At 71.5% G+C, this 12,532-nt stretch carries 11 protein-coding genes; 3 read left to right on the top strand and 8 right to left on the bottom strand.

Annotated elements, in window-relative coordinates; translation table 11 throughout:
- Window positions 1-57: 57 nt before the first annotated feature.
- Window positions 58-744, bottom strand: a complete 687-nt coding sequence (locus tag WMF12_RS05190) for a YqiA/YcfP family alpha/beta fold hydrolase (protein WP_437867296.1) — start codon at window positions 742-744, stop codon at window positions 58-60.
- 66 nt (window positions 745-810) lie between these two features.
- Here WMF12_RS05190 and WMF12_RS05185 point away from each other — a divergent pair, with 66 nt between their 5' ends.
- Window positions 811-1,281 carry an N-acetyltransferase family protein gene (locus WMF12_RS05185; protein ID WP_437744500.1) on the top strand — a complete coding sequence of 157 codons (471 nt, stop codon included), beginning with the start codon at window positions 811-813 and terminating at the stop codon, window positions 1,279-1,281.
- Window positions 1,282-1,604: 323 nt separating this feature from the next.
- Entirely contained in the window at window positions 1,605-2,891 is a 1,287-nt protein-coding gene (locus tag WMF12_RS05180) for an MFS transporter (protein ID WP_437867293.1), read from the top strand.
- A gap of 150 nt (window positions 2,892-3,041) precedes the next feature.
- Here the strand turns inward: WMF12_RS05180 and WMF12_RS05175 are convergent, their stop codons facing one another.
- The 6 genes from WMF12_RS05175 to WMF12_RS05150 form a co-directional block, all read right to left on the bottom strand.
- Window positions 3,042-4,343: an ABC transporter permease gene (locus tag WMF12_RS05175; protein ID WP_437867291.1), complete on the bottom strand. Its 1,302-nt coding sequence runs from the start codon at window positions 4,341-4,343 to the stop codon at window positions 3,042-3,044.
- A complete protein-coding gene (locus WMF12_RS05170) occupies window positions 4,286-5,512 on the bottom strand; it encodes an ABC transporter permease (RefSeq protein ID WP_437867290.1) in 1,227 nt (408 codons plus the stop codon). The genes WMF12_RS05175 and WMF12_RS05170 overlap by 58 nt, the downstream gene beginning before the upstream one ends.
- Window positions 5,509-6,630 (bottom strand): efflux RND transporter periplasmic adaptor subunit, encoded by a 1,122-nt coding sequence (locus WMF12_RS05165; protein ID WP_437744496.1) that lies wholly within the window; start codon window positions 6,628-6,630, stop codon window positions 5,509-5,511. The genes WMF12_RS05170 and WMF12_RS05165 overlap by 4 nt, the downstream gene beginning before the upstream one ends.
- On the bottom strand, window positions 6,627-7,442 hold the full coding sequence (locus WMF12_RS05160) for an ABC transporter ATP-binding protein (RefSeq protein ID WP_437867289.1): 816 nt from the start codon (window positions 7,440-7,442) through the stop codon (window positions 6,627-6,629). Before WMF12_RS05160 ends, WMF12_RS05165 begins: the two co-directional genes overlap by 4 nt.
- A gap of 238 nt (window positions 7,443-7,680) precedes the next feature.
- Complete coding sequence (locus WMF12_RS05155; RefSeq protein WP_437867288.1) at window positions 7,681-8,880, bottom strand: glycoside hydrolase family 88/105 protein; 1,200 nt, start codon at window positions 8,878-8,880, stop codon at window positions 7,681-7,683.
- A gap of 25 nt (window positions 8,881-8,905) precedes the next feature.
- Window positions 8,906-11,158, bottom strand: a complete 2,253-nt coding sequence (locus WMF12_RS05150; RefSeq protein ID WP_437867287.1) for a heparinase II/III domain-containing protein — start codon at window positions 11,156-11,158, stop codon at window positions 8,906-8,908.
- A gap of 534 nt (window positions 11,159-11,692) precedes the next feature.
- On the opposite strand from WMF12_RS05150, the gene WMF12_RS05145 reads away from it, so the two are divergent.
- Window positions 11,693-12,010 (top strand): hypothetical protein, encoded by a 318-nt coding sequence (locus WMF12_RS05145; protein WP_437867286.1) that lies wholly within the window; start codon window positions 11,693-11,695, stop codon window positions 12,008-12,010.
- A gap of 145 nt (window positions 12,011-12,155) precedes the next feature.
- On the opposite strand, the gene WMF12_RS05140 is transcribed toward WMF12_RS05145, so the two are convergent.
- A complete protein-coding gene (locus WMF12_RS05140; protein WP_437867285.1) occupies window positions 12,156-12,464 on the bottom strand; it encodes a hypothetical protein in 309 nt (102 codons plus the stop codon).
- Window positions 12,465-12,532 lie beyond the last annotated feature (68 nt).

Raw genomic sequence — 12,532 nt, 5'->3', positions numbered from 1 at the left:
GCTGAAACCGCTGAACAGACGCTCAGCGTCCGCGGTCCAGGCGATGACGGGTGTTCGTCAGCCGCCGACGAAATGGCGCAGGAACTCGTCCACCTCGCGGAGGATGCGCGGGATCGAGGCGACGAGCTCGTGGCCGTCGTCCACCTCGATGAGCCGGACATGCCGCTTCCCTGCGGCGAACGTCCGCGAGAGCTCGATGTCCACCACCTCGTCGCTCCGGCCATGGACGATCAGCGTGGGTACACGCACGTCAGGCCAGCCCTCCGAGCGCTCATCCACCTCGGCCGCGTCGGCGGCGAAGCCGAAGTCCACCCGGGCTCGCTTCTTCTCCGCGTAGTCGTCGACCTCGAGCCACCCCCGCTCCTCCCACGCCCGGAAGCCCTCCTCACCCAGCCGCAGCCGCCATCGCTCCATGATCCGGAACGCGGGCGCGAGCAGCACCAGCGCGCACACCCGCGCGTCCTCCTCGGCGACGCGGCACGCGGTGAGGCCGCCGAGGCTCGATCCCATCACCACCGCCCGGTCGCGCTCTCCGCCGATCGCCTGCTTCACGGCGCCGATCATCGCGCTCAGGCGCAGCCGCTCGAACGAGGGCACCCGCAGGTTGAGCCGCTCGACGACCACCCCGCGCTGCTCGAAGTGCGCGGCGATCCGGACGCCCTTGGTCGAGCTCGGGCCCGAGGCGAAGCCGTGCAGGTACAGCCAGCGCGGGCCGGCGGCGGAGGGCGGCGTCGTCATGGTCATGCAGGTGGGGAGCCTACTCCCTCCACCGCGGCGCGACGATGCGGTATGACCCGCCGGAGAGACGCCATGATCCGCCCCGCCACCGCCGCCGACATCCCCACCATCGCCCGCCTCATCCGGATGCTCGCCGAGTACGAGCGGCTCGCGCACGAGGTCACCTTCGACGAGCGAGAGCTCGAAGCGCACCTCTTCGGCCCGAGGCCGGCAGCCGAGGTCGTCCTGGCCGAAGCGGAGGGGATCCCGGTGGGATTCGCGCTCTTCTTCCAGAGCTTCTCCACCTTCCTCGGCAAGCCCGGGATCTACCTCGAAGACCTCTTCGTGCTCCCGGATCACCGCGGAGGAGGCCACGGCAAGGCCCTGCTCGTGCACCTCGCGAAGCTCGCGGTGGAGCGCGGCTGCGGGCGCTTCGAGTGGTCCGTGCTCGACTGGAACGAGCCGGCGCTCGGCTTTTACCGGAAGCTCGGCGCCAAGCCCATGGACGAGTGGACCGTCCACCGCCTCACCGGCGAGGCGCTCGCCCGGCTCGCGCAGGGCTGACGCGCTCGCCACGGGCGTTGCTCGTGGCGGCGCAGCCGAGCACCACCGGCTGCTGCTGGAGCAGCAGCGGCCGCGACCCCTCGGCGCGCTCTTGGCCTGATCACGCCCGAGGCGCGCCGTCCAGACGACCACCGCGGGCGCGGGGATCTTGGTACGGATGTTGCGATTCATGGCAAATGGCGGATTGCGAATCGCCCATCACACACGCCGCGTGGGCTGATAACGGCGTCGCGACTCCTGGACTCGGTCGCGACATGCCCTGGTGCTCATCGTGGTTGAGCGAGAGTCCACAACGCCCCACCAGGGCCGCCGCAGGCGCCGAGATGTCTTCCAACAACCTCACCGGGCTCGGCGTGCTGCGCCACCGGAGCTTCGCGTTCTACCTCGCGGCCAGGCTGCTCTCCGCGGTCGCGGTGCAGATGCAGAGCGTCGCGATCGGCTGGCAGGTCTACGCGCTGACCGGCGATGTCTTCGATCTGGGCCTCATCGGCCTCGCCCAGTTCGCGCCCTTCTTCGCGCTGATCCTCTTCGCCGGCCAGGCGGCGGATCGGTTCGACCGGCGCCGCATCATCACGGTCGGCCTCGGCGTGGAGCTGCTCTGCTCCCTCCTGCTGCTCGCGTTCACGGTGTCCGGCCTGACGGTGGTGTGGCCCGTGTTCGCGGTGCTGGTGCTGTTCGGCAGCGCGCGCGCCTTCATGATGCCGGCGCAGCAGGCGATCCTGATGAACCTGGTGCCGCAGCACAGCTTCAGCGAGGCGGTCGCGCTCAGCTCATCGAGCTTCCATGTCGCGGTCATCGTCGGGCCGACGCTCGGCGGGCTCCTTTACCTCGCCGGGTCGACGATCGTGTATTCGATCGTCGGGGCGCTGCTCCTCGTCTCGCTCGTGCTCATGAGCCTCGTGCGCGCGGCCCGGCAGGCGAGGCGCGCCGAGCCGACGTCGTGGAGCGCGGTGCTGGAGGGGCTTCGCTTCGTCTGGTCGAAGCCGGCGGTGCTCGGCGCCATCTCGCTCGACCTGTTCGCTGTGCTGTTCGGCGGGGCGGTCGCGCTCCTGCCCGCGTATGCGCGCGACGTGCTCCACGCCGGCCCGACCGGCCTCGGCCTGCTCCGCACGGCGCCGGCCGCGGGCGCCGCGATCACCGCCGGCGTCCTCGCCTTCCGGCCGATCACGCGCCAGGTGGGCCGCTGGATGTTCGGCGGCGTCGCCGTGTTCGGGCTCGCCACCATCGCCCTCGGGCAGACCCGGAGCTTCACCGTCGCGCTCATCGCCCTGTTCCTCGTCGGCGCAGGCGACATGGTGAGCGTCTACATCCGTCACATCCTCGTGCAGTTCGAGACGCCGGACTCCATCCGAGGGCGGGTGAGCGCGGTCAACGCGGTGTTCATCGGCGCCTCCAACGAGCTCGGCGAGTTCGAGTCCGGCCTCACCGCCAGCTGGCTCGGCCTGCTGCCCGCCATCCTCCTCGGCGGCAGCGCCACCCTCGTGGTCGCCGCGCTGTGGGCCCTCGGCTTCCCCGTGCTCAGCCGCATGGACCGCTTCCCGCACGCGAAGCGAGATCCCGAGCAGAGCGCGGACGGCGGCGGAGCGACCGAGGCCGCCGCGACGACGTGAGGCTGACAAATCCCCTCATTTTGTCGGCATTTTTGGCGAGAAATTGGACAGGGAGTCGGAGAGACGGGGAGATTCATGGGATTTGACTCCCCGTCTCCCTGTGAATCTTCTCGAAAAATTCGAGGTGATGCTGCAGGACGTGACGAGCTGCTACTCCGCGCGGAGGGCCTCGATCGGGTCGAGCCGCGCGGCGCGCCAGGCCGGGTAGAAGCCGAAGACCACGCCGATCGTGACCGAGAGGCCGAGGCCGAGGAAGAGCGACCAGGGCTCGACCTGGAACGCCCAGCGGCCGACCATCTGCGCGAGCAGCGCGCTGGCGAGCCAGGAGAGGGCGAGCCCCGAGAGCACGCCGAGCACGCCGCCGAGCAGCGAGACGGCCGCCGCCTCGCACAGGAACTGCAGCAGGATCGCGCGCGGCGAGGCCCCGACCGCGCGGCGGATGCCGATCTCCCGCGTCCGCTCGGTCACCGTCACCAGCATGATGTTCATGATGTTGATGCCCCCCACGATCAGCGCGACAACGCCGGTGCTGAGCAGCAGCATCTTGATGATGTCGAGGACGAGCCGCTCCTGGCCGTGGCTGTCCTCGTCCTCGATCCTGAAGTTCTTGACCCCGTGATGGCGGCGCTGGAGCGTCGCGTCGATGACGCCGCGGAGCGCGGCGAGCGGGGTCCGGACGGTGACGAGCGGATCCTGCCGGACGTACAGGCGGTCGGTCCTGTGCGACGGCGCGTAGAGCGCGTCGTAGGTGGTCTCCGGGACGAGGACCTTGCGGTTCCAGATGTTCGTGTCGTCCGTGGAGCCGAGGATCGGCCGGTCCTGGAGCACGCCGACGACCGTCCACACGTGGCCGTCGGCCGTCATGTGCAGGGGCTCGGCCTGCGCGGCCCGCGCAGGAGGGCCGCCGAAGAGCTCGGCCCAGACCTCGTGGCCGACCACGCACACGCGCCGCCGCGCCGCGAGATCCGCCTCGACGAGGAAACGGCCCGCCGCGAGCTCCAGGTCGTAGAGGGCCGGCGCCGCCGGCACGGCGCTGACGAGGGAGATCCGCTTCTTCTTGCCGCCGGCGCGGGCCTCGGTCGGGCGCACCGACTCGCTCAGGGCAGAGGCGCCGCCGAGGGCGCGCGAGGCGGCGAGCGCGCGGGCGTCGTCGCGCGAGAGATCGCGCCGGGTGCGGCGCCGATCGCCGACGCTCACCTCCGCGGGGTGGACCTGGATGAGGTCGGCCTCCACGGCCTGCTGGCTCGCCCGGAGGAGCGCCTCCTCGCCGCCCGCGAGCAGCGAGGCGAGCAGCACGATCGAGCCGGTGCCGATGATGATGCCGAGCAGCGTGAGCGCGGCGCGGGTCCGGTCGGCGACCACGGCGCGCGTCGAGTGGAGGAGATCGTCGAGCCTCATCGCCGCATCGCCGCCACGGGGTCGAGCCGGCCCGCGCGCTGGGCCGGCAGCCACCCGAAGACCACGCCCACGCCGGAGGAGACGAGCAGCGCCGCGATCACGGCCGGCGTGGAGACCGCGCCGATCCAGCTCGGCGTGAAGCGGCGGATGACCGCCGAGGCGAGCTCGGCCGCGGCGGCGCCGCCGGCGACCCCGAGCAGGCCGCCGAAGCCCGAGAGCAGCGCCGCCTCGGCCAGGAACTGCGCGCTGATGTCGCGCGGCGACGCCCCGAGCGCCTTGCGGATGCCGATCTCACGCACGCGCTCGGACACGCTGACGAGCATCATGTTCATCACGCCCACGCCGCCGATGAGCAGCGCGACGCCCGCGATGAGGCCGACGATCGCCTTCATCGTGGTGAACATGGCCTCGAATTTCTGCATGATGCTGCTGAAATCGAGGAGGGTGAAGTCGTCGACGCCGTGGTGGCGGTCGACGAGGAGCGCGTTGATGATGCGCTTCACAGGGTCGTTGTTGCGGACGTCGTCGGTCTTGATGACGAGCAGCGCCGAGGTGCTCACCGCCTTCTCGACGTCCGCCGCCGTGTCGAGCGGGGCGACGAGCAGGTCGACCCAGCTGAAGCCGAAGTTGACGCCCATCCGATCGGCGTCGGCCAGCACGCCGATCACGCGGCAGCGCAGGGCCCCGACCGTGACCCACCGGCCGATCGGGTCGCCGCGCCAGAGCCGCGCCGCGAGCTTCGGGCCGGCGACGCAGACCCGGGCCCGGCGGCGGTCCTCCTCGTCCGAGAACGTCCGGCCGCGCGCGACGGGCATCCGGAAGGCGTCGAGGAAGCCGCTGTCGGCCGCGATGAAGTCGGTGCGATCCTCCTTGCCCTCGTCGGAGGTGACGTCGCGCGAGCCGAGCATGGCGTACATGGTGTGCTCGGCGACGTGGGGGACGCCGCGCGCGAGCCGATCGCGATCCCGGCGGGTGAAGCCGGTGACGTACATCGTCTTCTTCCGCTCGGCGCGCTCCGGCGCCTTCGGGACGACGAGGATGAGCCGCGCCCCGCCGAGCTGCTCGATGCCGCGGCCCAGCGTGAGCAGGCCGCCCTCCGCGAGCGAGGTCATGAGCACGATGGCGAAGGCGCCCAGGGTGATGCTGAGGACGGTCAGGAGCGACCGCAGCTTGTGCGCCGAGAGGGCCTTCGCGGCGATCGCGAGGTAGGCGGACCACCTCACATCTTCGTCTCGTTCGCGGCCGCCGAGGGCGGGTTGATGAGCACGCGGGCCCCCTCCGGGACGCCGTTCACGATCTCGACGTCGCGATCGTTGCGCGCGCCGAGCGCGACCTCGACCTTCTCGGTCGTCTGCTTGCCGTCGGGGCCGTCGACGACGCGCGTGACGAGCTGCTTGCCGCCCTCGTCGGCGACGGCCTCGATGGGCAGGGAGACCACGCCTGGCCTGCTGTCGAGCCGGATGCGCACGTCGGCGGTCATGCCGGGCTTGATGAGGCCGTCGATCTGGGTGAGCTCGGCCTCGACCGGGAAGACGTCGACCTCGCGGCCCTCGAGCTTCACCGAGGCGGGCGCGATCTTGGTGACCCTGGCCGCGTACGTCTTGCCGGGCAGGGCGTCGAGCGTCAGGGTCGCCGTCTGGCCGAGCGCGACCTTGGCCACGTCGATCTGGTTGAGGTCCACCTTGACCACGAGCGTCGAGAGGTCGGCCACGGTGAGCAGCGCCTTGCCGTTGAAGGTCGACTGCACGCCCGGCGTGACGACCTCGCCGGGCTCGATGTTGCGCTGGATGACGGTGCCGTCGAGGGGCGAGGAGATCTTCGTGTACCGGAGCTGGTCCCTGGCGGCGCTGAGCGCGACCTCGGCGAGCCGGATGGCGACGGTCTTCTCGGTGAGGTCGTGCTTGGCCGTGTCGAGCTCCTGCGCGGGGACGACGCTGGCCTCGACGCCGGCGGTCCGCTGCGCGACCACGCGCTTGGCGAAGCCCGCGGCGGCCCTGGCCCGGGCGAGCTCGGCCTCGGCGCGGGCGACCTCGCGCTCGTAGTCGGTCGGGTCGAGCACGAGCAGCAGCTGGTCCTTCTGGACCCGGGCGCCCTCGTCCGCGAGCACCTCGGCGACCTGGCCCGCGACCTTGGACTTGAGCTCGACCTGCTCGCGGGCCTCGATGCGCCCGGTCTCGAGGATCTCGACGGCGAGGTCGCCGCGCTTCGCGGTCACGACGAGCGCCGGGTCGATGGGCGCGGGGCCGGCGCCGGCCTTCGCGAGGACGGCGGCGCCGCCCCCGGCGAGCGCCAGCGCCCCGACGAGCCACGGCCAGAGGCGCCGCCGACGCCGGGCGCTCACGAGAGGCCTCCGGGAGGGGACGACGAGGGTCCAGGGACCGACGACGCTGGTCCAGGAACCGGCGACGACGGTCCAGGAACCGATGACGACGGTCCAGGAACCGGCGACGAGACGTCCACGCGCCGGCCGCGAGGGCCGGTGTCCTCGACGATGGCGCCGTCCCTGAAGGTGACGACGCGGGTGGCGTAGTCGGCGATCGAGCGGTCGTGGGTCACGACGACGACCGTCATCCCCTGCGCGTGCAGCGCGCAGAAGAGATCCATGACCTGCCCGGTGGTGGCGGAGTCGAGCGCGCCGGTCGGCTCGTCCGCGAGGAGGAGCGGCGGCTCGTTGACGATGGCGCGGGCGATCGCCACGCGCTGCTGCTGGCCGCCGGACAGCTGGTTCGGCAGGTGGTGCGCCCGGTCCTCGAGGCCGACGCGCGCGAGCGCCCGCGCGGCCCGCGCCCGCCGGTCGGCCGGCCGGACGCCGGCGTAGACCATGGGCAGCTCGACGTTCGCGAGGGCGGTGTCGCGCGGAAGGAGGTTGAACGACTGGAAGACGAACCCGATCTTGCGGTTGCGGAGCTGGGCCAGCTCGACCTCGTCGAGCTCCTCGATCGGCTCGTCGTCGAGGAGGTAACGGCCGCCGGTGGGGCGGTCGAGCGTGCCGATGACGTTCAGGGTCGTCGATTTGCCCGACCCCGAGGCGCCCATGATGGCGACCATCTCGCCCCGCGAGAGCTCCAGCGAGACGCCGCGGAGCGCCTGCACCTCCACCTCGCCCATCCAGTAGACCTTGGTGATCGCGTCGAGCTTCACGAGTGCAGACATGAGGGTCCTCGGCGGTGGCCTGCGCGCCGTCCCCAGGGACGGCCGCGGCGCGCGCGAGCCCGGTTCACCTGACCCGCGCGTGACGCACCAGGGTGCGCCGCTCTCGTCGCTCCGGCCATCGCGCTGCGAAGGCCGGCGGACGCGCTGAGGCGTAGGCGAAGCGCAGCAGCAAGGCAACCGCGGCGCAGGAGCGCGGCGGTCGCGCGCCGAGGCCGCGGCGAGCGTGGCGCTGGCAGCGCTACAGCCCGGACGTTTCGACGAGCGCCAGGACCACGGCCCCGACGCCATAAGAGAGGTCGTCGCGGAGCTCGACCGCCGCGTAATCCTCGAGCTTGCCGACCGTCGTGGGCCCGGAGATTCCGGTCACCACCGGCCGCCCGGAGCCGTCCTCCTCGATGCGCGAGCGCACGCCCGCCATGGCGCGGTCGATCGCGGGGCGCACCGAGGCGTCGAGGAAGCCGTGGCGCAACCCGCGCGCGAGCCCGACGGCGAAGAGGGCCGTCGCGCTCGTCTCCAGGTAGATCTCGCCCGGGCGGTTCATGATCGTCCACCACAGGCCGCTGTCCTGGTCCTGCGCGCCCAGGACCGCCGCGACCTGCCGCTCGAGCGCCCCGGCCACGGCGTCGTCGTGCTCGCCGCGCGCCGCGCGCACGCGGAGGTACTCGTAGCCGGCCGCCGTGATCCAGGCGTTGCCGCGCGCCCAGTACACGTCCGGATCCTGCGGCGCCGCCCAGTTGTACGCGTGCCGGAACAGCCCGGGCTCGTCCTGGAGGAGCGACGCGAAGATCTGGAATTGATTCGAGAATTCGTCGAGCGGACGCGCCTCGCCCGAGCGCTCGCCGGCGCGGACGAGCACGTTGCCGAACATGAACAGCGAGTCGACCCAGAGGGTGGGCTCGAACAGCGGCGACACGCCGAGGTGATTGATGCCGCCCTGCTCCGTCCGGCGCGCTTCCTCGTAGAGGTAGCGGAGCACGTCGTCGACCACCTTCGCATAGGGAGCCGCGCACGTTTCCTCGTGGAGCGCGAGCGCGGCCATGGCCGGCGGGCAGCGGTCGCTGGTCGTGATCTCGTAGCCGTACTCGATGTGGCGGTCGATGGTGCGCCGGTAGTAGTCCCGGTACGGGGAGTGCTGCGTGACGCGGTACAGCTCGACCAGCGAGAGCATGACCGTGCCCTCGCCCCAGTCCCACGGCAGCGACTCCGCCGGGTGCTCGGTGATCCAGCGGTCGGCGATGGCGCGCGCCAGCGCGATGCTCTCGGAGTCGGGTGCGCGCTCGCGCGCGAACGCGTCCTCCGCCGACGGCGAGATCGGAGCGCACCCCGCTCCGGAGCTGCCCGGCTGCCCGGCGCCCGGGTCCCCCGCGCACCCGCCGGCCGCGGCGGCACACGCGGCGGCAGCGACGAGCAGCGCGCGGAAGCGCGACGTGCGCGACATGGGAGGGCGAGCTCTCGGCGGCATCTCACTCCTCCACGGCGAGGCTGGTGGCGTCGGGCGCGGTGACGCGGGGGCTCCCGTCGAGGAGCACCCTGGTCCCCCGCGCCATCAGCGCGAACGGCCGGTCGCCCTCGATCCGCAGCACGACGAGCTCCGCGTCGGTCTCGAGGACCTGCCCCCCAGGCAGCGCCAGCGCCTCCGGGGCTCCCTTGCTCCGCAGCACCGCGACGTCGGTCCCTCCTTCGCTCTCGATCTGCCACGCGACGACGCCGGGCTCCGCCGCGATCGGCGCCGCCTGGAGCGGCGCGTCGGGGCCCGCGTCCACGCCGACCTTGTAGGGCAGGAGCACCGCCAGGAACCCCGGCGCCTCGGCCTGCACGGCTGCGTCGATGACGGCGTGGTCGGCGGCCTTGCGGTCCTCCTCGAACTCGTGGACGTGGGGCGCGGTGAGCGGCGTGTACGGCGGCTCCACGACGGCGAGCCCCGGCGACGTCGACTGCACGCGCGCCTCGACGCCCGCCCGCGCCCGCTCCCATCGGCCGCCGTCGGGGAGGAGCTCGAAGGTGCCTCCGGACGTGAGCCCCGCGTAGCCGTGCAGCCGCCACGCGTGGGCGCGGGCCGCCGGGTGCGACGTCGAGAGGCGGTCGCCGACCACGAAGTAGCGGCCGTCGATGAAGGCCACGGATCGCTCGACGTGCGTGTCCTGGTAGTCCTGGTGCGCCTCCGCGTAGTCGACGGCGTCGCCGTCGTGGGTGTTCCGGAGGAAGGCGTCCGCGTCGCCGAAATCGTTGAAGAGCCCCTTGTCGGGCGCGGATCGGCCGTCGATGAGGACCACGTTGTGCGACGGCGACTGGCTGGTCTTTGCGTTGTCGAGCGAATCGGGCTTGTAGTAGCCGGCGTCGATCAACAGGTACTCTCCGTAGGCCGCGAGGGAGAACGACGTGCCGTCCACGTGGTCGTGGATCGCCTTGCGCGCCGAGCCGTGCTCCGCGAGGAGCAGGAGCCAGCGCGCGTCGTCGCCCCAGTCCGAGCGGAACACCGCGTGGCCGGTGTCGGGGAAGAAGCGCGTGAGGAAGCGCGGCGCCTCGGGGGCCACTGCGTCGTCGATGTAGAGCAGGTGATGCGCGATGAGGTCAGCGCCGAACTCCATGGCCTGGGGGTCGCGGTTCTGCTCCCAGTCCCACAGGTACTCCCCGCTCCCGCCGAAGGACGTGAGCAGCGGGCTCCCGTTGAACGGGGTGAAGACGCCGTCGTCGACCGGGGGCCGGCTGCCCCAGGGGAGGCGCAGCGAGAGCGACCAGTCGACGGCCTTCGTGAAGAGCCCGCCGCGCAGCGGGACCTTGAGCGCGCCCTGCTCGCCGTCGACGCAGCCGTGTCCGGCCCACGGGTCCTCGTCGGAGCGGGTACGGCAGTCGCGGGTGAAGGCCACCTCGCCCTCGAGCGCGTTGTCGAGGGCGATGAAGAACGCCGCCGTGGGGCCCCAGGCGAAGCCGGAGTAATACGGGCCCTCGGACGCCCCGCCGTCGGGCTGCACGTACTGGCCGTCCGGGCCCCAGAGGTAATCGAGCTCCGAGATCGACCAGCTCCACCAGGTCGCGGCGGCCGGGTGCTCGGGGAACGCGAGCGCCACATAACCGAGCGCGTCGGCGGTCCGGATCGGGTGGTTGTTCTGCGCGGGGCGCAGCAGGAGATCTCGATAGAAATCCTGCTCGAGGTACTTGGCGAAAAACTGACCGGTGATGTCGGTGATCTTGCTCTCGGCCTGAGCGGACTCCTCGTCGGGGAACCACGGCGTGGCGCTCAGGAGGTCCCACGTGTTCGTGTACCCCATGAGGATCTTCGCCATCCGGATGTTCATGTCGAGGACCGTGTTCGTGTCCCAGTGGGTCTCCAGGCGGCGCAGGAACTCGCGCGCCTTGTCGGCCGCCGCCCGGTCCTCGAAGGCCCAGGCGAGGAGGGCATTCGCCTGCGCGGTCGAGGCGTTGTTGCCGTTCGTCTTGTGGTCCCATGAAGCGGGGTCGGGCTCCTCCTCGTAGGGGCGGTCGGCGCGGCGCTTCAGGGTGGCGAGGATCGATGCGTAGGGCTCGCGATCGACGCGCGAGCGCAGGAGGTCGCGGTGCTCCGGGCGCGCGAGGAGCCGCGGATGAACGCCGGTGTCCCGCGGCTCGCTCGGCCCGGTGGCGTCCGTGCCGCACGCCGCGGCCGCGAGCGCGACGCACGCGAGCGCCGGAGCGAGGGTGTGAAGAGGGAGAGGAAAGCCGCGAGACCGTGATTTCATGGAAGGATGGGGCGAGGGCTCAGAGGGACGAGCTGGTGCGTGAGGCGCAGCGTATCAGCTCGTCCCGGCCTGAGGCCGCCCGAGTTCTCGCGGCCGTGGGGGCGATCACCACATGTCCACGATGGGCAGTCTCGGCAGCTGCCGACACGCCGGAAGATCCGACCAGAGCGGAGAGAACAACGCTGGCGACGCGCGGTCGTCAGGGGAATGCGGGAGAGGAGGAGCCTTCTGTGAGCCCGCCAGGGTCAGCGCGGCAGGCGCCTCGGGGAGCGTGTCCTGCGAGCTGAGCCGTGCCTGTTGCGATCGCCTGGCGCGGGCTGCGTCGAGCGCGCCCGCGGCCTTCTCCGCGTGACGGGCCGCGCTCGCGCAGGGTGGTGCGATCCTGCGCGAGCGTCTGCCTGCTGTAGCAGGACGCGACAGGCGGGGTGGAACGACCACGCTGCTGGCGCGGAACCCTCGACACAGGGGCTTCCCGCTGCGCGGTCTCCCGCTTGCATTGCCCGGCCCCGGTGGGGGGAGTCGAGGAGGTTCGATATGGCGACCGAGCAGAAGCAGGGAATGGGCGCACAGGGGCAGCAGGGCGCTGGCCTACAGGAGGGCCGCAGCGAGAGCACCGTGGTCCCCGACAAGGACTACAACCTGGTCAGCGTGCTCTACCATGTGCTCAAGGGCGCGGAGACCCACTCACAGTACATCCAGGATGCGAAGAAGGAGGGGGATCAAGAGCTCGCCTCCTTCTTCAGCGAGGTCCGGCAGGAGGAGCTGCGGCTCGCGGAGCGCGCGAAGCACCTCCTCGGACAGCGGCTGAGCGGAGGGCGCCCGGGCCAGGGAGGGGCCCGCGCGAGCGCCTAGGGCTCACGGCGCTCCGGGCCGCCCTGACGGGCCCTCAATCGGCGATATACTGGTTTCGACCAACGAAATCGAGATACGGGTACAACGCCGAGCGCAGGTTATCCACCTGAACACTCGAGTTGATACCGCCGACCTCCCACCCGTTTCACTTGGACGGGTTCCGGGTCGTCGCGTTCAAGAACAGCGGCACCTCCAGCAATGACTCCACGACGCCGGTCGTGGACATCTTGTCAAAATCGACGAGGACCGGAGCGGTGTTGTCCGTCAGGTTCTTCACCCAGACACGCGCAGCGCCGAAGTCACCGCCCGCGACGCCGTCGATGTCGCGGCTCGGGTCGACCTGCACCTGAATATCGTACCACTTGCCCGAAGCCGGCGCGAAGTTGGTCGCCTTGTACAGCTCACCGCTGTCCCGCGACCCCCGGAGGCGCAGCTGCCCCTGCTCGAACTGCACAAGGAACCCGACGTAGTTGTTCGGGGTGAGGCCGTTGCTCGCGCTGGCGACCGTGTTGACAGGAGCGA

It is taken from the genome of Sorangium sp. So ce363 (genome assembly GCF_051520435.1).
Lineage (GTDB): Bacteria > Myxococcota_A > Polyangia > Polyangiales > Polyangiaceae > Sorangium > Sorangium cellulosum_B.
This window is presented reverse-complemented; position numbering and strand designations above follow the sequence as displayed.

What these genes read in the sequence shown, in the direction of transcription:
- WMF12_RS05190 (WP_437867296.1), bottom strand. Translation starts at nt 744, where the DNA reads ATGACCATGACGACGCCGCCCTCCGCCGCCGGCCCGCGCTGGCTGTAC.
- WMF12_RS05185 (WP_437744500.1), top strand. Translation starts at nt 811, where the DNA reads ATGATCCGCCCCGCCACCGCCGCCGACATCCCCACCATCGCCCGCCTC.
- WMF12_RS05180 (WP_437867293.1), top strand. Translation starts at nt 1,605, where the DNA reads ATGTCTTCCAACAACCTCACCGGGCTCGGCGTGCTGCGCCACCGGAGC.
- WMF12_RS05160 (WP_437867289.1), bottom strand. Translation starts at nt 7,442, where the DNA reads ATGTCTGCACTCGTGAAGCTCGACGCGATCACCAAGGTCTACTGGATG.
- WMF12_RS05155 (WP_437867288.1), bottom strand. Translation starts at nt 8,880, where the DNA reads ATGTCGCGCACGTCGCGCTTCCGCGCGCTGCTCGTCGCTGCCGCCGCG.
- WMF12_RS05150 (WP_437867287.1), bottom strand. Translation starts at nt 11,158, where the DNA reads ATGAAATCACGGTCTCGCGGCTTTCCTCTCCCTCTTCACACCCTCGCT.
- WMF12_RS05145 (WP_437867286.1), top strand. Translation starts at nt 11,693, where the DNA reads ATGGCGACCGAGCAGAAGCAGGGAATGGGCGCACAGGGGCAGCAGGGC.